General features: G+C 44.9%; 14 protein-coding genes. 12 read left to right on the forward strand and 2 right to left on the reverse strand.

From position 1 onward, the window contains the following. Positions 1-141: 141 nt before the first annotated feature. The 12 genes from HMPREF3216_RS05075 to HMPREF3216_RS05130 all read left to right on the forward strand — a co-directional run bounded on the left by HMPREF3216_RS05075 (position 142) and on the right by HMPREF3216_RS05130 (position 20,807). Positions 142-9,465 carry an InlB B-repeat-containing protein gene (locus tag HMPREF3216_RS05075; protein ID WP_060787242.1) on the forward strand — a complete coding sequence of 3,108 codons (9,324 nt, stop codon included), beginning with the start codon at positions 142-144 and terminating at the stop codon, positions 9,463-9,465. Positions 9,466-9,563: 98 nt separating this feature from the next. Then, positions 9,564-9,776: a 50S ribosomal protein L31 gene (rpmE, locus tag HMPREF3216_RS05080; protein WP_004114884.1), complete on the forward strand. Its 213-nt coding sequence runs from the start codon at positions 9,564-9,566 to the stop codon at positions 9,774-9,776. 145 nt (positions 9,777-9,921) lie between these two features. Next, positions 9,922-11,019, forward strand: a complete 1,098-nt coding sequence (prfA, locus tag HMPREF3216_RS05085) for a peptide chain release factor 1 (RefSeq protein ID WP_060787225.1) — start codon at positions 9,922-9,924, stop codon at positions 11,017-11,019. A gap of 66 nt (positions 11,020-11,085) precedes the next feature. Further along, positions 11,086-11,982, forward strand: a complete 897-nt coding sequence (gene prmC / locus HMPREF3216_RS05090) for a peptide chain release factor N(5)-glutamine methyltransferase (RefSeq protein WP_060787226.1) — start codon at positions 11,086-11,088, stop codon at positions 11,980-11,982. A gap of 21 nt (positions 11,983-12,003) precedes the next feature. Continuing rightward, positions 12,004-12,666 (forward strand): L-threonylcarbamoyladenylate synthase, encoded by a 663-nt coding sequence (locus HMPREF3216_RS05095; RefSeq protein WP_060787227.1) that lies wholly within the window; start codon positions 12,004-12,006, stop codon positions 12,664-12,666. Then, complete coding sequence (locus HMPREF3216_RS05100; RefSeq protein WP_060787228.1) at positions 12,663-13,766, forward strand: MraY family glycosyltransferase; 1,104 nt, start codon at positions 12,663-12,665, stop codon at positions 13,764-13,766. The genes HMPREF3216_RS05095 and HMPREF3216_RS05100 overlap by 4 nt, the downstream gene beginning before the upstream one ends. Before the next feature lie 183 nt (positions 13,767-13,949). Continuing rightward, positions 13,950-15,494 carry an IMP dehydrogenase gene (guaB, locus tag HMPREF3216_RS05105; RefSeq protein ID WP_060787229.1) on the forward strand — a complete coding sequence of 515 codons (1,545 nt, stop codon included), beginning with the start codon at positions 13,950-13,952 and terminating at the stop codon, positions 15,492-15,494. Between the two features lie 192 nt (positions 15,495-15,686). Next, positions 15,687-15,926 (forward strand): hypothetical protein, encoded by a 240-nt coding sequence (locus tag HMPREF3216_RS05110; protein WP_060787230.1) that lies wholly within the window; start codon positions 15,687-15,689, stop codon positions 15,924-15,926. 10 nt (positions 15,927-15,936) lie between these two features. Further along, positions 15,937-16,314 (forward strand): hypothetical protein, encoded by a 378-nt coding sequence (locus tag HMPREF3216_RS05115; protein WP_060787231.1) that lies wholly within the window; start codon positions 15,937-15,939, stop codon positions 16,312-16,314. Positions 16,315-16,385: 71 nt separating this feature from the next. Further along, positions 16,386-17,093 carry an oligoribonuclease gene (orn, locus tag HMPREF3216_RS05120; RefSeq protein WP_060787232.1) on the forward strand — a complete coding sequence of 236 codons (708 nt, stop codon included), beginning with the start codon at positions 16,386-16,388 and terminating at the stop codon, positions 17,091-17,093. Positions 17,094-17,169: 76 nt separating this feature from the next. Further along, positions 17,170-18,627, forward strand: coding sequence for a PIF1 family DEAD/DEAH box helicase (locus HMPREF3216_RS05125; RefSeq protein ID WP_060787233.1), 1,458 nt, complete (start codon positions 17,170-17,172; stop codon positions 18,625-18,627). A gap of 350 nt (positions 18,628-18,977) precedes the next feature. Next, positions 18,978-20,807, forward strand: coding sequence for a proline--tRNA ligase (locus tag HMPREF3216_RS05130; RefSeq protein ID WP_060787234.1), 1,830 nt, complete (start codon positions 18,978-18,980; stop codon positions 20,805-20,807). Between the two features lie 181 nt (positions 20,808-20,988). On the opposite strand, the gene HMPREF3216_RS05135 is transcribed toward HMPREF3216_RS05130, so the two are convergent. Together HMPREF3216_RS05135 and HMPREF3216_RS05140 are read right to left on the reverse strand one after the other, a co-directional pair. Then, on the reverse strand, positions 20,989-21,579 hold the full coding sequence (locus tag HMPREF3216_RS05135) for a single-stranded DNA-binding protein (RefSeq protein WP_060787235.1): 591 nt from the start codon (positions 21,577-21,579) through the stop codon (positions 20,989-20,991). Positions 21,580-21,953: 374 nt separating this feature from the next. Next, positions 21,954-24,086, reverse strand: a complete 2,133-nt coding sequence (locus tag HMPREF3216_RS05140) for a M13 family metallopeptidase (protein ID WP_060787236.1) — start codon at positions 24,084-24,086, stop codon at positions 21,954-21,956. Positions 24,087-24,164 lie beyond the last annotated feature (78 nt).

Below are 24,164 nucleotides of genomic sequence, written 5' to 3' on the forward strand. Positions count from 1 at the left end.
CGTTATGCAATTTCAAGCTCAGTCAAAGCGCCCATGCAAGTCGATTCGAGCAAAAACCCTTGAAACAAAAGGACTTGGGGGGGGGGTATCTATGCCGTCTGATAAAATGTAAAGGTTAAGATTATGAGTTTGGGAGTTTCAATGTCTAAAGCAAAAGACGTTGCTAGCAAGGGCAATTCGAGCAGCAAGCAGATTAAGCATAAAAGCGCTAAAAATAAGGGCGTTAGTAGTTTAAAGAATGTTTCTTCGCAGAATGCAAATAATGCTTCTGGTCGCATCGGCGTTGCTGCCGTAGCTCTAGCGTCTACGCTGTCTATGTTGTTGCCTGGCGCAACTGCTTTAGCTAAGACTTCTTTTAACGCTGATTCTTTTGATTCGTCTTATGTAAATAGTGTTGCTAAGGCTTCTGGCAAAGGTGCTGGAAATGGTGCTGGCAAAGGCTCTGGCAAGGGCAAGGGCGATGGAAACGACTTATATAAGAATGGATTGCTTAACACCGGTACTACTTCTGAGCGCGCTATGCGACAGATGGTCGGTTCTGTTAAAGAATATTTAGTTAAGAATGCTGATTCTAATGCTGATTCTAATGCTAGCGCGGAAGGCGTTAATAATCAGGAAGCGGCTGCTGGCGATTCTTCTGTAAGCGTTAAGGATTCTGGCGAGCGTTCTGATGCTGGTTCTGAGGCTGCAACTGATAGTGCAACTGAGTCTGCGACTAAGGGTGAGCAAGATAATTCAGATGTAGCAAAACCAAAGAATAAAGCGGTTGAGAAAGAGCAGACTGCAGAAGTAAAGCCATCTGAGACTCCTGCATCGAAGACGGAGCCAGCAAAGTCAGAGCCTGCAAAAACAGACTCTGCAAAGCCAGAAGTTGTAAATCCAGCGACTGAATCGAAGACAGATTCTGCAAATTCTGAGCCTGCTGCAAAGACAGATTCGGAAACAAAGACGAATTCTTCTGCCAAGACTGAGGCAGATCAAAAGTCAGCGCAGCCTGCGAACACAGAAAACGCGAAGCCTGAAAACGCGCAAACCGCACAGTCTGCAAGCACAGAAAACGCGAAGCCTGAAAACGCGCAAAACGCGCAGCCTGTTGCAAAGAATGAGAAAGAAAAAGCAGCGCCAGCTATCGAGAATGCTGATTCTGAGAATGCTAAGACTGCAGCTGAACAACCTGCAGCCGAACAGTCTGCAAGCACTGAAAGCGCACAGCCTACCGCAAAGGCGAAGAATGATTCCACTACGCCAAGAGTGCGTAATCGTAGAGATACTAATCAAAATGCTCAAAATCCTAACAATGGGGGTAGTGTAACTCCTGCAGATAATGCTCCTGAAACTCCGTCTGCTTCTGCACCTTCAGCAGGTACAGAATCTAGCGCTGGTGTTGGAGCTACAGAGAACACAGATTCAAAAGAGCCAGTTGCAGAAAAACCAGTTGCAGAAAAGCCAGTTGCAAAAGAGCAAGGTACAGAAGGCAATGCAAATGGTGCTGTAGCAGATAGAAGCGGTGAAGGAGCGAATGGCTCCAATAGTGATTCGAATGCAAACAGCCAGGTAATTAAGCCAAATGAGAAGAATCCAGAGGCTTCTGACCAAAACACTGCCAACAGTCAGGTACAAACCGACAAAAAGCCAGAAGCCACATACAATTTAAAAATTCTTTACACTATTAATGGCGCTCCAAATAAGCAGCTTGTGCAGCCGTATGAGCTTACGATTGACGAAGCTAAGCTAAATGAGCTTGATGAACCTGAAAATTATGTGTATGTTAAGCTCCCGCAGTCTGCTGGATACCGCCCTGCCATATATCACAGTGGAGATTACCAGTATTACATTGAAAAAGGTAAAGACGGAAAAGGTAAGAATAAGTACGTTGTTGACGACGGCACAAATGCGGATGCTGTTCGCTACTTGCGCATAAACAAGAAGCTGATTACTGATTACGCTGTAAAGCAAAGGCAGGCTGTTGGGGGGAGCAGCAGTGACCAAACTTCGCAGAATCCATCGCCTACGCAGCAAGGTGCAAAAGATGGAATTCAGTACTACGGCGAGTTGAACATAAACTATGCTCCTAAAACAGCTAAGTACTATGTTCGCCACATGCTGCAAGAAGCTGGCAAAGATGAATTCAAAGAAGATGAAGATGTGCCAGGCGCTAAGACCATTACGGTAGGTGGCAAGGAAATTCACGTTACCGAAGTTACTGGCACAGTTGGCTCTAATGTAAGCGCTGTTTCTGTGTATATTCCAGGCTACGAGCCAGAGCACAATTTGATTAGCTCGCCTCTTTCGGATTCTGAAGACGAAAAAGACAAGCTTGTTTTGAATCTTCGCTACTACCGTAAGGCGTATACCGTTACTTACGATTCTGCTGGCGGTACGGATATTACTGCTCAAAAAGTGTATTACCAAAAGTCTGTGCCACCAGTTACTAACCCAACTAAGCGCGGCTACACTTTTAAGGGCTGGCATATTGTTGATCCTGCTGAAGGCACAGAAAATACGCAAAAGGTTAATTTTGATGATAGCTTTAGAATGAAAGATCACGATGTTAAACTTCGTGCAGTTTGGGAAGCTAATAAGACTACCAGCTACCGCGTGAACGTGTGGGTGCAAAAGGCGGATTTGGTCGATAAAGAGCATCCGGATTCGCTTGTAAACTACGACTTTGTTGGTCTTGTTGAGCGCAATAATGTTAAAACTGGCAGCAGCGTTGATCTTAATAACATGAACGATGCTGGCGTTGCTAAGGATACTAGTAAATTAAACGGCACTGATAAAGATAATCCTATTTCGGACCCAGAGCTTGGCTTAACTAAAGAAGAGTTGCAAGGTAAAGATTCTGACCACAAAGATGGCTTAATTGCAAAGTTCAACTGGATGAACGATACGCCTGTAACAAGCTTAGACGGGTACAATACTGATAATCCTGATGATCCGAACAATTATACTATATCTGGCAGCAAAAGAGTTTATAAAGATAAATTCACGCGCTACTTCTATGTGAATAAAAAGCTTACTAAAAGATACACAAAAGATCCTAATAATACAAGCACTAAGCTTTTTGCTAACGACTTAGATAATACTTTTGACTTAGTTTACAATCGCAAGACTTACGAGCTTATTTTTGCTAAGCCTAATAACATTAAGACTGAAATGGGCGCCAATAATGCTGTTATACATAAAAAGAACCGCAAAGGTGAGATAATTAGCTACTGCTACGCTGGTGGCGGTGATTGCTCAGATAAATTAGACAATAAGTCTACTTACACGTATGGCAATAGTTCTAATGAAGTAACTAGCAAAGTTGATCATAAAGGTTACCGTGTAAATGTTCGTTACGGGCAGAGTCTTACTGATTTTTGGCCTAATTCAGATGAAGTAGACTTTATGGATGATGGTAACACTTCTTCATTAGGCTTTGTGATTGGTGGAAATTTTGATGGAGCTACCTATGGTACATATCGTGATACTCCTCCATTCCGTTTAACGAAAGAAGAGTTTGTTGATCCAAAATTCCATTGGATGTATAAAGATGGCAAGGCTCCGCAGATTAGTGACAACCCTGCAGATGATAGTGCGCCAAAGTATACTGTAAAAGATGATCAGCGCCTACTTATTCTTGATTCCCGTGATAATTCTCAACGACGTCAAGCTGATCCTATACAGGTAATCATTAAAAAACAGAGCATTGCATCTGCAAAAAATGGCGATACTGGCGATGATATTAAGTATGAGCTTTCTACAGATTCCTATAGTAAGGATGATACTAGCAGTGGTGATTATGTGTTTCCTCCGTCTTCTATTGCAGGCTTTGAGTCAAAAATAACTGGTCTTAAACCTGACAACAGTAATCGTAAAGATGGTGTTAAGATTAAGGAAAGGTTCGATGCTGATGACTTCTATACAAAAGTACATGATCTTTATGAAGAAGTAACAGGTGAAGATACTCCAGACGATCCTCCAGAAGAAGATAAGGACACTTTTCCTGACCCTGATTATACTTCTGACGAAGATGGTGATGATGGAGGACTTGCTCTTAAAAATTTAAATGATGCTATTGCTGAAAGACTTAAAACTGATCCAGCATATAAGAAATATTACGAGTTTAAAAAGAAGTATCATCTTGAGTTTCGTCGCTACTACGCTGGCGTTGAAGAAAAGCTTAAGTTTGGTGTAGAAAATAATCCTTCACCATTTGACAAAAACAATTGGCTTGAGATGAAGTACAACCGCCAGTCGTACGCCGTGCAGTTTTATAATGCGGACGGCAATGCTATAAAGGACAGCAGTGGCGTTGCTAAAGAAAAACTGCCGTATGAGTATAGCTTGACTAAGCGCGGCAACGATAAATTGACTGGCGAAGATGCAGACTTGTACTACAACAAGGGTGCCGTTAAGTCTTACGATGCTTCTGTAGTTAAAGACGATCTTGGTAATACATCTAAGCAGTTCGATGGCAAGTACACTTTCAAGCTTAATGGCAAGACTTACTCCATCGTTCGCCCTGCTGATTTGCCGGAAGACTACGTGTTTAAAGGATGGGCTGTTGATCAAGCCGGTATTCATCTTATAAATGGCGAGACAAACGACAATAGTGAAGGCGCTGAAGGTGGCAGCAAATCTGGAAGCAAAGCTAAAGGCGAAGTTAAAGATTATACAATGCCAGTCAACGGCATTAAGCTTTACGCTGCGTGGGGTAAGCCAGAAGGTATTAAGCACACTGTAACGCTTGATTACAATATGCCGCAAATCGACGGAAACGGCAATGAAATAAGTGGCTCCCACGTAGTTACGGAAACGAAGTACCCTCGCTACCAATCTATTGACGAAAAGAAGATAGGCACTCCAACGCGCAAAGGCTACGACTTCTACGGCTGGGAGCTTGCTAAAAAGGGCGGTGTGAAAGTAGCAGATCACACCCCATACGCTTTTAGTAACCAAGTAGTAGAAGATATTACGCTTAGAGCTGTGTGGGTTAAGGATACTCGCTACAACGGCACTTTTAAGCACGTGTTCTTAAAGCCAGGCGTAACGTTTAAGCAGTATAACGATGCTAAAAAGACTCACACGGAAGCCGCACTTGTAGACCACGTTTCTACTCAAACGGTTTCCGGCTTGCGCGAGCATTTGCGCTACAATGCGGAAGCAGTCTACAGTGACGAAACGCACTTCCCAGATAAGCATTTCACAAGCTTTGAAGCCTCGAAGGACGAGAGTAAGAATACTGGCGAGTTTGTGTACCAAACGTACAATACGCGCAAGTATAAGGTTCATTACGTAACTGTTGATAAAGACGGCAATAAGAAGGAGCTTCTTCCAGAAAGTGAAGTCAGCTCTGTAAACCAAAAGTACGACGTAGCATTCTACAAGCCGATTGAAGGCTTTATGCCTAGAGAATCGCAGCAGAATATTGAGTATACTACCGATGATGACGGTAAGCAGACTAGCGACAAAGAAATCACTTTTACATATGATGACGTTCGCGTGCTTAAGCGCAAGGACGATACCCAAGCTCGACCAACCAACTACACGCGCTACGTGTTCAAAGTGGCTGATGGCGAACAGAACATGGGAAGTATCGCTGATTACAGTGGTCACACTGCTGGAAAGGATGGTTTAGTCTACGACGTTATTGGAGGCACTAAAGCCTACCAAATGCCTTTGCCTCAAGATCCAGTTGCAAAGCAAGGCTATGAGTTTGCTGGCTGGATTGTTAAGAAGACCGTAAAAGATGCGCACAGTGTTGAAAAAGAAGTAGACGGCATTAATCGTCTACCAGTTCTTTCGGAAACTCAAACGGATCCGAAGGTTGTTTACACGGCTACATTTAAGCTTAAGGCGCCTGTTGCTAATGATTTAAAGGTGCTTACACCAACTCAAAGTCTTGGATCTAACTACACAGCTAAAGATCTTATAAAGAATGCTAATGAGTATCCAGAGGGTGCTACGTTCAGCTTTGCGTCTGGCGCAACATTCGACAGCACTCCAGGCTTGCACAAGATTAAAGTGCAAGTGCATCTTGATGGAAACACTGCTGACACTGAGGTGCTGTACCGTGTGCTGCCGGATTTGGTGTACGCAAGCGATTGGGAGAAGTTTAAGACTAGCGACTACGGCAGCAAGCATAAAGACGAGTATGTGCCGATTACTTTTACTGGTGATTTAAAGCAGGGTATGATTCTTGGCCATGACGGCGAGACTAGCGAAGATAAACCTTCGCTTGTTGCATACGTGTATAAAGATAAGAAGGATATTTCTGTACGCGTGCCGCAAGCCTTTGGTAAGGAATACGAGAAAGACAATTACCACTATGTGTTTAAGGGTTGGGCAACTAAGGTTGTACAGCCTACTACTGATAATCCAAATCCAGAGCAAAAGTTTGACATAAATGCAAGCGATCGCTACACGAGTGTGACTTTGAAAGACGGCGTAACTTACCACGCTGTTTACAAGAAGATTGAATACTTCTCGAGTTCGTCTGACGGTGGTGAAGTTCCTAAGGATGCTGTAGTTGCAATCTTCAAGCCTGCTCCAGGTAGATTGTGGGATGACAAAACAAGCGGCCCTAAGGTGTTCTACGTAAAGAAGGGCACTGATCTTGAGAAGATTACAAAAAATGGAAGTAAAGCATTAGATTGGCTTAATAGTCAGCTAACTGGCGCTAAGGGAACTTGGTCTCGAAGCAGCATGCGTAATGATGGATCTGACGTTAAAGCTATTGAACCAGTTAAAAGTTGGATTGTTAATGAATCCTTCCAAGAGTTCGTTGCAGATCAAACTCCTTTAGCTACTCCAGATGCTAAGAATGATACTTTGCTTGCAATTCGTGGAGATAAAAGTACTCTTCCAAGTCCAGAAAAGTACATTGCTAATTATGATTCTTTGATTGATAAAACAAAGAATCCAAATGTAAAGAGTGTGAAAGTTGAGTATGCATCTACTGCTCCGACTGTTGATAAAGCTGGCGTTTACACTGTTCCGTTAATAGTCCGTGTTACGTATAACGACTTTAAAGATCCTTCTACTCATAAGGATTATTATGATTATAAGATTGTTGGCAAGCTTAAAGTAATGCACGACTTGATTTACGGAGATAAAAATACAGATACTACTAAGCCAGGCTCTACTACACCATTAACTCCTGAGCAGAAGGCTGAGCAGGCGAAGATTAAGGAGCATTATGCAGAAATCAAGTTTGTTAATAGCTTTAATAGCCAAAGTGCAGAGCAAGGATCTTCTTCTTCTGCAGAATCTGAAGGAACTATTGATGGCCGTAAGATTTACTACACATATAAGAATATTACAGCTAAATCTTCTGGCGTAAAAGCGCCGCAAGCTGTTGGCCAGGATTACGACGCAAAAGGCTATCATTACGAGTTCCAAGGCTGGGAGATGCATGAAGGTACTACATCTGTAGCAAATTCGGCTAATACGCCAAATACTGCGAATGGTGCAAATATTGCTGCGCCAGTTCCTGTTATGACACTATATGCTGCTACGGCACCAAGCCCTACTACTATGCCTAATCCGCAGGAAGTTAAGCTGTATTCTAATGCTGAAATTGCTGATTTGAAGTTTGATAAAGACACTACTTTTGTAGCTGTTTATAAGCTTGTGAAGAACGTAATCGACGCTTCTACAACGAAGAAGGCATTGGAAGGATACATTCCTGCAGTGTTCCTTCCAGAAATCGGTCACCGCTGGATGGATGGCGAATATAAGCCGAAGCTGCTATATATTCGTCCTTCTACTAAAGACCGCAACATCAATATTAGCTTTATGAAGAAAGTTGCTGGTGATACCGGCAAAGAGCTTTATGGATTTAGCAAGTGGCGTATGTTTACAGCTCAAGGTGCTAAACTTAATACTTCTGTTGATAGTTCATGGGATATCTCGGCTCCGCTCATGTTTGTTGCTGAGCAAACTGGTGTTTCCGACATTACTATTCCAGAAACAATCGTTAGCGCGGGCGATGCGATTCCAGACGTTAATAAGCTCGTACATAACACTGATTCTAGAGTGACTGTAAAGATAAATCACATTTACGGTCAAGGCGTTAAGCCTAAGGATTCTAAGGAAACGGACGATAGCAAGCGCGTATATAGACCTGGAACTGCAACTGTTGTTGTAGATGTTACGAGGCCAACTGACGTTGAAGGACAAAAACTTACAACGCAAATTCCAATTCGCGTGCGCGTTTTGCCAAATGTTATTGCGGATCAGGATTTGCCTGCGGCTGGCACGATTGAGGATGAGTTTATTAGTAAAAACTACACTAAGTTTACTTATGTAACTGATCCTAACGGTAAGATGATGTCTAATGTGCACACGTATTGGGTGCGTAAGGGCAAAGAGTCTGCAATAAAGGATTATATTCCAGACGTTCTTGCAAATAATGGCTACGTGTTCAAGGATTGGATGACTTTATCTTCTCTTAACAAAGATGATAATAGAAAAGCGTCTGATTCTGATCGTGAAGCCTTAGCTAAGATTGCAGAGTTGCGTGGAGAGAATTACTTAGCGCGTATAATACGTGGGTCTAAGAACTCTACGCTTGCTGCGTTGAAGAATCTGCTTCTTGAGACTAAGCCGAGCGAATATATGCAGTATGCTGCTTCTCGTGAGAAGCTTGCGCGAATTGCGGAAGATTCTGGTAAGTCGTTTGTTGCAAGCATCATACGTAAATCAGAGAAGTCAAGTATTGCTGATTTGGAGAATCTGCTCGCTGAGGCTGGTGTTAAGGATGCTCGTATTGTTCTGCCAAATGTAGAAACTGATACGATTATTGTTGCCAACTTCGAGCAGATGGATTCTGTGGAGTTTAAGTTTAGCGGCAAGGCGGTTGAGGGAGTTCCTGCAACGTTTACGCTTGCAAACTTAACTAGGGGAGTTCTTAATGCTGACGGAACAACGAATGCAACCGCAACTGTTTCAGTTGATAATAAACAGTTTATTGTTAATGCGTTGTCTAGTAGTAGTTTGGAACAGCTTGGAATTTCTCATTCTTGCAGCGGCACGACTTGCACGATTTCTGGAACACCGAAGATTGTTGATGGTAAGAAGATTGTTGAGCTTACTTTCACGAGTGTAGATAAGTATGGTCGCAAAGCTGTGGTGACGGTTGATATTGAAGTGCTTCCAGCATCGAATGATGTTAATCCAACGCCTGTGCCAGCACCTGCTCCAACGCCAACGCCTGAGCCTGATCAGGCGGAACCTGATTATTCAACGGTTCCTTCGGATTATGTTGTGCCAGCACCAGTGCCTATGCCTATGCCTGCGCCAGCTCCTGCTGAGCCTTTGCCAGATGAGCAAAAGACGGTTGTTAAGGGCGATTTGCTGCCTCAAACGGGTGTTGACGCTTCGCAATCTGCGTTAATCGCAAGCTTGTTAGCGTCTGTTGGTTTTGTTGGATTCGCTGCTAAGCATAGGAGAAAGCGCGAAGATGGTAAGAATAACTAAGCGAGTCGAGGGTAGTAACTAAAATAGCGAAGGTTCCGGTTCACGCTTAGCTATTGGGGCTTTGCGACCCGGGTCGCCCGAATTCCATAGGAGACATTATGAAGCAGGGTATTCATCCCGACTATCACGCAGTGCAGGTTACCTGCTCTTGCGGAGACACTTTTGTAACTCGTTCCACCGCAAATGGCGATCATATGACGGTTGACGTGTGCTCAAAGTGCCACCCATTCTATACCGGCAAGCAGAAGATTCTCGATACCGGCGGCCGCGTGGCTCGCTTCGAGAAGCGCTACGGCAAGAAGACTAAGTAGCTTTTTAATCGCCAGCCCTGCTTTCGTGTAACTTCGCGGAATCGGGGCTGGCGTTTTATGTGCTAAACATGTGCGTATCTTACAATATTTAATTTAATATTTTCGATTTAAAAATCCGCGTTATGCGCGACTATAAAGGAACAAAATGGCCGAGTCAATAGATGAGCAATTCCCAGCAGCGGTTACAGCTCTAAATGAATACCGCGATATTGAAAATCGCATGGGAGAGCCAGAAGTAGCGTCTAATCCAGACGCAATCCGCAAGCTCGGTCGTAGGCACGCAGAACTCGGATCAATCGTAAGCGCGTACTTAAATTACAAGCAGCTTTGCGAAGACTACGAAGTAGCTAGCGAGATGGCAAGTGAAGACGAAGACTTAGCAAAAGAAGCAAAACATTTAGAAGAACAAATTCCAGCAGCAAAAGAAAAGCTTCGCACAGCGCTGATTCCTAGGGACCCAGACGATGCGCGAGACATGATTATGGAAATCAAAGCTGGTACGGGCGGCGAAGAAGCGGCTCTATTTGCTGGCGATTTATTGCGCATGTACATGCGTTACGCGGAAAAGCGCGGCTGGACTACCGTAATCCAAAGCGAAAACGCGACGGAACTTGGCGGCGTAAAAGACGTGCAGCTTGCGATTCGCGCAAAAGGCACGCCTGCTCCAGAAGACGGCGTGTGGGCAAGCATGAAGTATGAGGGCGGAGTGCATCGCGTGCAGCGAATCCCAGTTACTGAATCGCAAGGGCGTATTCAAACTTCCGCGGCTGGCGTAATCGTGTTCCCAGAAGCAGACGAAGACGATGACGAAATCGAAATCGATCCAAAAGATTTGAAGATCGACATTTTCATGAGCTCTGGCCCTGGCGGACAGTCCGTGAACACTACTTATTCCGCTGTTCGCATGACGCATATTCCAACGGGAATTGTTGTTAGCATGCAAGATGAAAAGTCGCAGATTCAAAACCGTGCGGCCGCTCTTCGCGTGCTAAAATCGCGTTTGCTTGCCATGAAGCATGAGCAGGAGGCGGCTGAGGCGGCAGATATGCGCCATTCTCAGGTGCGCTCATTGGACCGCTCTGAGCGAATCCGCACATACAACTTCCCAGAAAATCGTATTGTGGACCATCGCACAAACTACAAGGCGTACAATCTTGACCAGGTGCTTAACGGCGACTTGCAAGCGGTTATAGACAGCGATATTCAGGCGGATGAAGCCGATCGTTTAGCTAATGCCAAGTAAGTTAAGTTAGCCAAGTAAGCTAAGTACGCTAAGTAATCTAAGTAAAATCACCACGTGGCTTGTAAAATGCAAGAAATTTTGCACATTTTGCGCACATCTGCCGAAAAACTTGAAGATGCAGGTGTAGAGTCGGCAGAATACGACGCACGTTTACTGCTAGCACACGCTTGTGGCGTAAGTTTGGCAGACTTAAACAAAGCGCTAATACTTGGCGATTTTAAGGATTTTTTGCCCGATTATGCTAGCAAATATAGCGATTTTATATCTAGACGTGCTTCGCGTGAGCCATTACAACACATTATTGGATGCGCCACTTTTCGCTACATAGACCTAATAGTTGGCAAAGGCGTTTTTGTGCCAAGGCCCGAAACAGAAGTGGTAGTTCAAGAGGGAATAGATTGGATTCGCGCAAATAATCTAAAAAATCCTATTGTTTTAGACTTGTGTGCAGGCTCGGGAGCAATCGGACTATCGGTTGCAAGCGAAGTTGCAAACGCGCAAGTGTGGGCTGTGGAAAAATCGCCCAAAGCTTTTGAATATTTGCAAAAAAACTATAACAAAATCGCAGAAAAATATGATATTTTAAACAGATATCACGCAATATTAGGAGATGCTACAAACGTTAATCTGCCTGAAACAGCTGAGATTAAAGAGAAAGTAGACGTAGTAATCACAAACCCACCATACGTGCCAGAAAGCCAGCCAGTAGAGCAGATTGAAGCTCGCGACTACGACCCTAAAATGGCGTTATATGGTGGATCTAAAGACGGACTACTTATACCGCAAAAAATTATGGAAGCTAGTTTTGCGTATTTGCGTATGGGTGGAATAATGATTATGGAACACGATATTACGCAAGGCAAAGCTCTTGAAGATTATGCAAGAAACATAGGATTTAGCAGCGCAAAAGTCAAAAACGACTTAACAAACAGAGCAAGATTTGTAGTATGCAAAAAATTGTAGTATGCAAAAAAGAGGCTAAAAATGAGTAAAATTTGCACGATTAACGAAGAATCATTGCAACTCGCGGCGCAAATAATCAACGCGGGCGGCGTAATCGTAGTGCCAACAGACACAGTTTACGGAGTGGCGTGCGACCCATTTAACGAGGCGGCAGTAGCGAAAATCTACCAACTAAAACGCAGGCCGCGCACAAAAGCCTTGCAAATACTTATGAGCAGTGTGAGTGACTTAGAAAAACTTGGGCTTTACTTGCCAAGCCCACTAGACGTGCTGGCGGAAAAATTCCTGCCGGGCGGATACTCGCCAATCGCGCGCGCAAAAAAAGATTCGGTAGCTACAAGGCTTGCTACGCTTTGTAAAGCAGATGAAAGCAGTGAGAAATGTGAAGCAACGCAAGGCGTGCGTGTGCCAGATTGCTCAGAGCTAATGAAAATTTTGCGCGTTACGGGCCCATTGGCTGCATCCAGCGCAAACCGCAGCGGAAACGAGAGTGCAGACAGCGTGGAAGAAGCGTTCGAGGCTTTTGGAGACGAAATTCCACTGTACTTAAACGCGGGGCCAACGCGTTCGCATGTAGCAAGCACGGTAGTTGGCGCGGATTCAGCAGACGCGGACGGAATTGTGATTTTGCGCGAAGGCGTAATAAGCGAAGAACAGATAAGAGCAGAAAGTCGCAAGAAATGAGGGTATACCTGTTTATAGCAGCAATCGCAGGAGGCGCAACGTGGCTAATAATGCCGCTTATACGTCATCTTGCAATTCGCATAGGAGCCGTAGGAAAAGTGCGCGCTCGCGACGTTCACACAATACCTACGCCCCGTATGGGTGGGGTTGGAATGCTATTTGGCTTTGCGGTGTCGATGGCGTTTGCAAGCTCCATGCCTTTTATTTCTGGGCTTTTTGCAGGAACACATCAGCCGTGGGTGGTTTTGGCTGGAGCGGTACTCATATGTCTTTTGGGTGTTTGCGACGACATTTGGGACTTAGATTGGATGCTAAAACTTGCAGGTCAATTGCTAATAGCTGTTTTTGTGGCGTGGGGAGGGCTTCAAATCGTAGCGTTGCCACTCGGCTCTTTAGTTACAGCGTCTCCAAGTCTTTCAATCGCAATAACCGCAATACTAATCGTGGCTTCGATTAATGCAGTCAACTTTGTAGACGGACTAGATGGGCTGGCTTCTGGAATTGTAGCCATTGGCGGAATCGCATTCGCAACATACTCTTATATTCTTGCACGCACATCTCCAAGCTACGCTTCAATGGCAACTCTTATAGACGTTGCAATGGTGGGAATGTGCGTAGGGTTTATTTTGCACAATTGGCATCCAGCGAAGCTTTTTATGGGCGATTCTGGCTCCATGCTAATCGGGTATTTAATAACTTGCGCATCTATTATAATGACGGGTCACTTAGACCCATCTTCCGTGCACACAAGCATCTATTTGCCAGTATTTATGCCGATTTTGCTGCCGATTTTAGTGCTGTTTCTGCCAGTGTTAGACATGTGTTTAGCAATATGCAGAAGGCTTGCAAAAGGGCAGTCGCCAATGCATCCAGACCGCATGCATTTGCATCACAGAATGTTGCGCATTGGGCACTCGGTGCAAGGAGCGGTGCTTATTTTGTGGGGATGGGCGGCGCTTATATCTTTTGGGTCAATAATGATTCTGTTCTTTAAAGCAGTTTACGTGCTTGTTGGCATGATTATTGCGGCGGCGCTGCTTACAGTGCTTACAATGATGCCATATTTGCGCAGGCGGCTGCCGGAGTTACGAAATTCGTAAAATCGTAAAAAGCGGAATGTGCTTTAATTGATGCTAATCGCAGTACCCGTGGCATTAGTCGCAGATAATCGTAGATAGTCGTAGATAATCGCGCTGTAGTAGTTTTATATCAAAATCGCCACTAAATATTGTGTATGAAACGCGACTTTTGCAAACGTCATAGCAAAAACGTATAGTAACCCTATGGTTACAACTGATATGAACATGCAATCTGCGTATACTCCTGTTCCTCCAATTTTCGAAAAGCTCGGCCTCGCGTACGACGATGTGCTGTTGCTTCCAAACGAAACCGATGTAATTCCATCCGAAGTAGATACAACTACTCATCTAACTCGCGAAATCACTATGAAAGTGCCTGCAATTTCTGCGGCAATGGACACTGTGACCGAGTCGGATATGGCTATTGCAATGGCTAGAAATGGCGGAATTGGCGTACTTCACCGCAATCTTTCCATTGATGATCAAGCTGCGCAAGTAGATATTGTTAAGCGCAGTGAGTCGGGTATGATTACCGACCCTCTTACTGTTCACCCAGATGCAACGCTCGCCGATTTAGATAAATTGTGCGGGCGCTTCCATATTTCGGGCTTGCCAGTAGTAGATGGCGAAAATCGTTTAGTTGGCATTATTACCAATCGCGATATGCGATTCATTGCTTCCGAAGACTACGACCGCTTAAAGGTTAAGGATGTAATGACGCGCGAAAATCTTGTAACTGGTCCTTCCAATATTTCTAAAGAAGACGCGCATCGCTTGCTTGCGGAAAACAAGGTTGAAAAGCTGCCGCTGGTTGATGCCGAAGGCAAGCTTACGGGCTTGATTACTGTTAAGGATTTTGTTAAGACTGAGCAGTACCCAGATGCCACTAAAGACGACCAGGGTCGCTTGCGTGTGGCTGCTGGCATTGGTTTCCTTGGGGATGCTTGGCAGCGTGCGTGCGCGCTTATGGAAGCTGGCGTAGACGTTCTTGTGGTTGATACCGCAAACGGCGAAGCTCGCTTGGCGTTAGACATGATTCGCCGAATTAAGGCAGATAAGGCTTTTAACGGCGTGCAGATTATTGGCGGAAATATTGCTACTCGCCAAGGTGCGCAGGCTATGATTGATGCTGGCGTTGACGCTGTAAAGGTTGGCGTTGGCCCAGGCTCTATTTGCACTACGCGCGTTGTTGCAGGCGTTGGTGTGCCTCAGCTTACTGCTGTTTATGACGCGGCTCAAGCTTGCAAGGCTGCTGGCGTACCATGCATTGCTGATGGTGGTATTCACTATTCTGGAGATATTGCTAAGGCTTTGGTTGCGGGTGCAAACACCGTTATGCTTGGCGGAACTTTGGCTGGCTGCGAGGAAGCTCCAGGCGAGAAGGTTTTGCTTCACGGAAAGCAATACAAGCTTTATCGTGGCATGGGCTCGCTTGGCGCAATGGCTCCTCGCGGAAAGAAGTCTTATTCTAAGGATCGCTACTTCCAGGCAGATGTTACCAGCTCCGATAAGGTGGTTCCAGAAGGCGTGGAAGGCGAAGTTCCATACCGCGGCCCACTTAACGCTGTGCTTTACCAGCTTCTTGGCGGTTTGCATCAGTCTATGTTCTACGTTGGTGCTCACAATATTGAGGAGCTTCATGAGCGCGGTCGCTTTATTCGTATTACGGATGCAGGCCTTAGGGAATCGCATCCTCACGATATTGTGATGACTGCAGAAGCGCCAAACTACAGCGGTTTCCACAACTAAATCGCAAGTTGTGCGCATTGCATGAGTTGTGCGTATAAGTCGCGTATAAGTCGCAAGTAATTTTGCACTAAACGGCGAAAAGTTAGCTAAGTCTTATTTGCTACTTTCTAACTTTTCGTCGTTTTTGTTTTGACAATTCGTATAAAATTATTGTATAGTTAGTGGGATATCCCACTAAAAATGAGGTGTTTTGTGGAAGTAGTGAAAGATTATGACGTTCGTCTTGATAGCAAAAAGCGTGTAACTCTGCGCGGAGCTAAATATCCCTATTACAATGTTAAAGAATGTGATAACGGTTGTATTTTATTAGAGCCTCGTGAGCTTACTGTTCCAAAGAGTATCTCTTCTAAAACTCTTAAAAGCATGGATGAAGCAATTCGCAATTTTAAGATTGGCAAAGTCTCTGAACCAGTTGATCTTTCTGACTTCTAGGAGTAACTAAATGAACTTCAATATTAGAATGGGTATTCCAGAGATGTCTAATATGTGGGAGAGATTGCGGAAAGAGTTTCTAGAAGGCAGTATAAGTAAAAAAGATCTTTCTCTTTATAAGAAATGGGGAAAGTCTCTGAAACTTTTATCTGAAAATCCAAGGCATCCAGGATTGCATACTCATGATATTGAAGAATTGACAAATAGATATGGCGTTAGGGTCTGGCAGTCCTACTTGGAGAATAAAACAAGTAGTGCAATGCGAATGTATTGGGTTTATGGTCCAGATCATATGTCAATAACTATTATCGGTTTAGAGCCTCACCCTGAAGATAAGAAAAATGGGGCATATTCTAGAATTTCGCTTTCTGATATGCCAGAGATGTGATTTTAGTTGTTAGTCGTCTGAGGGAAGATGTAGGCTTGTGGGTTCGAAAAAATATTAGGAAAGGAACGAAAATGGCAGAAGCTAAGGAAGATCTTACGTTTACGCCGGAAGAATCGCGCTTAATTTGGATTGATTGCGAGATGACTGGTCTCGATATTTTCCACGATGAATTATGCGAAGTGTCTGTAGTTCCAACTGATTTTAATTTGAAAGTTCTAGACGACGGCATTGATTTAGTGATTAAGCCAAGTGATGCTGCCGTGAATCACATGAACGATTTTGTGCGCAATATGCACACGTCTTCTGGGCTTGTTGACGAGTGGAATAAAAACGGTTTACCGCTAGAAGAAGCGCAGAAGCAGATTGTTGAGTATGTAAAGCGCTTTTTGCCAGAGCGCGGAAAAGCGCATCTTGCAGGAAACTCCGTTGGCTCAGACAAAAAGTTCCTCGACCGATACATGCCAGATTTAATGGCAAATTTGCATTACCGCGTAATCGACGTAAGCACATTGAAGGAGATTTCGCGCAGACTTTACCCAGACGTTTACCGCAATAAGCCAGCGAAACACGGCGGTCACCGTGCGCTCGCGGATATTATTGAGTCGATTGACGAGTTGCGCTACTACCGAGACATGATGTTTGTGCCAGCTCCAGGACCAAGCGAGGCTCAGGCAAAAGCGGGTGCACAGCACATTGAAAGCACGAGCCTGCTTCGCGATTACGAGCGCCGCGGTGAAGCGCTAGAAGATGTAAATTCCGCAGAAAAGCGCGATTATTAAACAAAGCGTGATTATTAAACGCATTAAACGCATTAAACGTAAATAGCGCAAATAGCGCAAATAAAAGGTGCTGCCAATGAAGCAATCGGAAGCGTTAGAAATAATAAACGCAGGCGCAAGCGTGTTCTTAACGGGCGCTCCTGGGTCTGGAAAAACGTATGTTTTAAACCAGGCAGTTCGCTCATTGCGTGAAAACGGTTTAAGCGTTGCTGTAACAGCTTCAACAGGCATTGCAGCAACTCATTTAAACGGCCAAACTATTCACTCGTGGAGTGGAACAGGCGTTGCAAACGCACTTACCGATTCGCTTCTTAAAACCATTAGGTCTAGGCGCGCAAAGCGCATAAAAGCCACGGATGTGCTTGTGTTGGACGAAGTTTCCATGATTCACGCTTGGCTTTTCGACATGGTTGACGAAGTGTGCCGGAAGTTGCGCAAAAATGATTTGCCATTTGGCGGCCTTCAAGTGGTGGTTTCTGGCGATTTCTTTCAGCTTCCGCCCGTTAGCACGTCTATGCGAAATCGCGATGTATTCGAGCCTAGCCCGGAGTTTATTGCATCGCGCGAAAAATATGCGGCCGCTGGCAAAAATCCCGAAGGCTATATTACGGAATCGTTTGCGTGGGATTCTCTAAAACCTGTTGTGTGCTATTTAACAGAGCAACACAGGCAAGATGATGGCAAGTTGCTTAATGTTTTAACGGATATTCGCTGCGGGCGTGTGAGCGAGGCCGATAAGCAAGTGCTTGCTAGTCGCCTTGGTGAATATCCTCAAGATAGCGAAGTTTCGGTTCATCTTTTCCCTACAAACTCGCAAGCGGACGGCTTAAATAATGTGCAGCTTGCAGCAATCGACTCTGAGCCTCACGAGTTTGTAGCAACAGAAGCTGGGCCGAAAAATCTTGTAGATCGCTTAAAAAAGAACATGCTTGCCCCCGAGCGTCTTGTGCTAAAGGCTGGTGCAGCTGTAATGGCTTTGCGAAACGACCAAGATAAGCAATATGTGAACGGTTCTGTTGGGCGCGTATTGCGATTTGTGCCTGAATCCAAAGGTGGCTGGCCTATTGTTGAGTTTGAAAACGGCAATATTGTTACTCTTAAGCCTGCTGCGTGGGAGATGACGGATGGCGAAACGGTTCTTGCTAGCGTAAATCAAGTGCCACTTAGATGTGCGTGGGGAATTACGATTCATAAGTCGCAAGGCATGACGCTTGATAGTGCTGTTATGGATTTGCGCCGTACTTTTGCGCCTGGAATGGGCTATGTTGCGCTTTCGCGTGTGGAAAATTTGAGCGGGCTTTATTTAGAGGGCATTAATGACAGCGCGTTTAGTGTTTGCACGGATGCTGTGATTCTTGATGGTTCTTTGCGTGAAGCTTCTAAACACGCTAGTGAGATTCTTGCAAATGATGGCGTTCGCGCGTTTGAAGCTGGTAAGGCAAATGGTGATTCTGCGAATCAGCAAGAGTTTGATATTTTTTGCGCTAGCGATTACGCAGATAATGACGAATTTTCCTTTGACGACGAGTTTTAGATTTAGTTTTTGTTTAAACGGTGTTCTTGCTTTTGTTTCCCGAATTGGCCGAAATGGGAACAAACGCGGGGGAAAGGGAACAAACGCGGGCGCGACGACCTGCCTTCGAGCTTAAAGCGTAGCGCGCGAACGATTCTCGTGTTGTGTTCCGCTTTTTGTACCATTTTTTGGTCAAATTTGGTACAAAGTGCGGAGTTGTGTTCCGTGTTTTGTACGTGTTTTGGGTCAAATTTGGTACAAAGTGCGGAAAAGTTTGACGGATTTTGGTACAAAGTCGGGAAAGTGTTTTTGCTTTTGTTTAGTAGTGTAAACAAGTGTTTATGTCCTCATGCGCAAATAGATTGGAACGCATGGATTCTAATGTACTTCGTATGTCTAAACTGTTTCTTCGTACGCTGCGCGAAGACCCAGCAGACGCGGACGTGACCTCCGCAAAACTCATGCAGCGCGCAGGATACATTCGTAAATCCGCTCCAGGTGTGTGGACGTGGTTGCCGCTAGGTTTAAAGGTACTCAACAAGGTTCAAGCGATTATTCGCGAAGAAATCAACGGTATTGGCGCTCAAGAAGTTCACTTCCCAGCGCTTCTTCCACGTGAGCCTTACGAGGCTACTAATCGTTGGGAAGAGTACGGAGATAACATATTCCGCCTTAAAGATCGCCATGAGGCTGACTATCTTCTTGCTCCAACGCACGAAGAAGTCTTTACTCTTCTTGTAAAAGACATGTATTCTTCGTACAAGGATTTGCCACTAACCTTGTACCAGATTCAAACTAAGTATCGCGACGAGTTCCGCCCTCGCGCTGGCCTTATTCGCGGCCGCGAGTTTATTATGCAAGACGCTTACTCGTTCTCGATTGACGAAGATGGTTTGAAGTCTGCTTATGTAGAAGAGCGTGCTGCTTATTCGCGCATCTTTGACCGCCTGGGTATTAAATACGTGATTGTTCACGCTGTTTCTGGCCCAATGGGAGGGTCTGATTCCGAGGAATTCCTGGCTCCTATGGCGATTGGCGAAGATACTTTTGCTCTCGCTCCTTCTGGCAAGGCTTGGAATGTTGAGGCTTTGACCACGCCAGAAATGCCAGATGTTGACTACTCTGCAACTCCTGCTATGCAGGCTCTTGATACTCCAAACGCTAAGACGATTGAGGATTTGGTTAAGGTTTCTAACGATTTGCATCCGCGCAAAGACGGACGCGAATGGCAAGCTAGCGACACCTTAAAGAACTTGATTATTGCTGTTAAGCACCCTGCAGATGCAGCTGGCGGCGAGCATGATGAGCCATGGCGAGAAATCGTAGCTATTGGTGTTCCAGGAGATCGCCAAGTAGATATGAAGCGTCTTGAAGCTCAATTTGCTCCAGCAGAAATTGAAGAAGCAACCGAGGATGATTTAAAGGCGCATCCTGAGTTTGTTAAGGGCTATATTGGCGCTGGCGTTTTGGGCCCGCAGGCACGCAAAGATGGCAGCAAAATTGCTTGCCCAGTTCGCTACTTGATTGATGCTCACGTTGCAAAGGGTAGTGAGTGGATTACAGGAGCAGACGAAGAGGGCAAGCACGTTTACAACGCTGTGTACGGCCGCGATTTTGAGGCAGATGGTGTTGTGGAAGCAGCTCTTGTTCGTAGCGGCGACATGAGCCCAGACGGTTCTGGCCCGCTTAGCTTTGAGCGCGGCGTGGAAATTGGCCAGGTGTTCCAGCTTGGATTAAAGTATTCAAAGGCTTTGGGCTTAAGTGTTCTTAACGAAAACGGCAAGTCGGTTCCAGTGTGGATGGGCTGCTACGGCATCGGCGTTAGCCGCGTAATCGCATGCCTCGCAGAAACGCACCACGACGAAGCTGGACTTGCGTGGCCAATGGCAATTGCTCCTGCTCAGGTTCATGTTGTTGCAACAGGCAAAGATCAGGTTGCTTTCGATGCTGCCGAAAAGCTTGTTGAAGAGCTTAGCAAGCAGGGAATCGAAGTTATCTTCGACGACCGTCCAAAGGTTTCTCCAGGCGTAAAGTTTAAGGATGCGGAGCTTGTTGGCGTGCCTCTGGTTGCTGTTGCTGGACGAGACACCGTAAACAATGGCACGATTGAAATCCGCAATCGCAACGGTTCTGCTGTAGAAGCGGTTCCAGTTGACGAGGCAGCGGCTCGCATTGTAGAGCGCGTTCGCGAGCAGTTGTAATCTGCTAACTAAAACAGCTAAAACAATATTGCCGTTGATATAATGCATTGCATATTTGATATTTGCATATTTGCTATTTTCGTATGTGTGCATTATTTTCAGCGGCAATATTGCTATGAATATCAGCAAAATTTTAAAGAACACTATACTTGAGTCTAATGTTTAATATCATTAGACTTTTCTAAAACTCATTGGCGCCTCCTTCAATGTCGTCGTATTGATTTTCATCTAATTGGCCTCCAAAATCGGTTGTTTCTTCATCTTCTTGAGTAGAAGACTGTGATTTTGAAGACTGTGATTTAGAAGACATTGGGTTCTTGATTGCAAAGTTTTGGTTTTGACCATCTGCGGATTCGTTATAGTCTTTGTTTTTAGACTCTGCATTTACAACATTTTTGCTTTTTGCATACGAAGTCTTAGTAAATTCACTGATTCCGCGATTTAGGTCGTGTCCGATTGATGTTGCCTCTAGAACCACACGCGATCGGTCTTCTCCATCTTTGTGCCAAGATTCCGTGTTTAAATTTCCGCAAACTACGATTGCGTCTCCCTTATGCACGCTTTTTAGCACGTTTGACGCCAGCGATTTGTATGCTTTTACGGTCATCCATGTTGTTGGACGCTCCTTCCACGCTTTTTCTTCGCTGTGGTAGTAAGAAGATGTGCTTCCGATTCTAAGTGAGCATGCGGGCGCGTTTTCGTTGCGACTAAAGTTTACTGGGTCACTACCAACGTATCCGCTGATTGTTAATGTTGCTTGTTGCTGTGCCATATTTTTCAACCTTTCAAAAGTTTGGACTGCGACTAATTTAAGTCTCGAAGTTCATCGCGCAAAACCGTGTTGATTATCGTGGCTTTTGGCAAATTCGCCGCAGTAAAATCAACTATGATATATGAAAAATAGTTGTGCAAGATATTTTTATCAATGTGGTTAAAGCCTATGTTTTATACACATTGATAAAAAATCCTTGACAAAATAGGCAAAAGCGAGTAGAGAAAAGCAGACGTTAAGTAGCGCAGATAGTTGAGTAGCACAGATACTCAAGCGATACAAAAAAGCCTGCTTACGTATTAAACGCTTGCAGGCTTAGATATTTTTGATTTATTTTTGACTTACTCGCGACTTATCTGCGACTTATCTGCGATTTACCAAATGTGTACGCGCTCAGCAGGATCGAGCCACATCTCGTCGCCTTCCTTAACATCGAAGGCATCGTAGAACAAGTCAACATTTCGCGCAATGCCGTTAGTGCGGCATTCTGCAGGGGAGTGTGGGTCGATTTGAAGGTATTGCTCCGCAATCTCGTTACGAGACTTAGAGCGCCAGACCAACGCGTAGCTTAAGAAGAATCGCTGCAAAGCAGTGAAACCATCAATCTTAGGAGCGTTTAGCAAAGTTTCGCGAATCGCAGCGTCGCTTCCGTCGATTTCTTGCCCCTTGCTCTTTTGCAAAGCAAAAGCGTAGGCTTTAAGCGCAATAGTTACGCCGCTTAAATCACCAATATTCTCACCGATTGTTAAAGCGCCATTTACGTGAGGCATTGCATCTCGCTCTTCTTTGCTCTTTAAGTGAGAGTATTTAACAATCAGCTGCGTTGGCGTAAACGCATTGTATTGCTCAATAAGCTTTTTAGTGCGCTCAGTAAAGTTGGTCTTGTCTTCTTCTGTCCACCAATTGTTAAGCACGCCGTCGCCGTCGTATTCGCAACCTTGGTCGTCAAAACCGTGGCCGATTTCGTGGCCAATCACGGCACCAATAGCGCCGTAATTTGCTGCGTCTGGAGCGCTCGGGCTAAAGAATGGTGGTTGCAAAATCGCAGCTGGGAACACAATTACGTTAAGTAATGGATCGTAGTAAGCGTTAACGGTTTGCGGAGTCATCTGCCACTCTTCGCGATCCACAGGTTCTCCAGCTTTTGCAGTATACCTACCAAACACAAATCGAGAAACTTCGCGCATATTATCAATTAAGCCAGCGTCTTCCCTAATATTTAGCGCAGAGTAGTCAATCCAATGATTTGTGTAACCAATATTTGGCTCAAACTTGCTAAGCTTTTCCAAGGCCTTTGCCTTAGTCTCCTCGCCAAGCCAGCTGCTGTGAGAAATTGACTCGCGGTAAGCGTTAATAAGATTGCTAACTAAGCCTTGCATATACTTTTTAGACGACTCAGGGAAGTGCAAGCGCACGTACTCGCGGCCAACTTCTTCGCCGCAAGCATCGTCAACAACTCCGATTGCGCGCTTCCAGCGATCGCGAGGCTTTGTGGCGCCAGAAAGCACTTTGCCGTAGAAGTCAAATCTAGCTCCAGCAAAGTCTTCGCTCAACATGCTTGCCCAGCACAAAATCACATGCACGCGTGCCCAAAGCTTTAAATCTTCTAAGTCGGCTTCTTGCCAAATCTTATTCAATCCTTCTATAAAGCTTGGCTCGTGAACTATTACTTTGCTAAAAGCTTTGCGAACATTGATTGGCTGATTCTTTGCTTCTTCCGAGTCATCGTAAGCCTTTTGGGCAGCGTCCAAGAATGCGTCAAGATTCAGCGCTTCAAGCGTTTTTGCCAAATCCTCATAATTGTAAGGATTATAAGTTTTTTGAGAATCGCGAGTTGCTACGTTATCCCAGTGGTTGCTTGCGATTTGCGTTTCCACCTTCAAAAAGCGCTCGGCAAGTTCCTGGCTAGCGGCAGCATCTGCATACCCAGCCAATCGCAGCAAAGAAGCCACCATTTTTACGTATTCTTCGCGAATTGGAGCGTAACTATCCTCGCGATAGTACGCTTCGTCTGGCAAGTCTAATCCACCCTGCTCAATATGCATAACATTTGTTTTAGGGTCTTTAGGGTCTCCGTAAACACCAAAACCAAACATTGCATTTGGGCCGCCGTATGGAGTGAGAGCAGCAATAGTGCGAACCAAATCTTCTTTACTGGCCGCCGCATCAACAGCGTCTAAATCGCCTTTAATTGGCGTAATTCCAGCTTTTTCAATAGCTGCAGTATCCAAATATTTACGGTACAAAGTTTGCGACTTTTTGGCTGGGCAATCTTCGCTTTCTAAAATATCTCGAATTTGCGTCTCTGCATCTTCTGAAAGCTTGTAGAAAGCACCAAACATTGGCTTATCTTCTGGAAGAGTGTAAGTGTCAATCCATGGACCGTTTACGTAACGGAATAAATCGTCTTGTGGTCGAATAACTGAAGAGAAGGAAGCTGGGTCAAAATTTACAGCGGAAATTTCTTTCTGCGTTTCTTTGTTATTAATTTCATTGTTATTAGGCATGTGCCTAGATTACAAGTATTAAGCGACATCATTAGCTAGTATTTTCGCCATATTTTGCGCTATTTTCGTGCCTGCGCG

Source organism: Gardnerella vaginalis, assembly GCF_001546455.1.
Classification (GTDB): Bacteria; Actinomycetota; Actinomycetes; order Actinomycetales; family Bifidobacteriaceae; genus Bifidobacterium; species Bifidobacterium vaginale_B.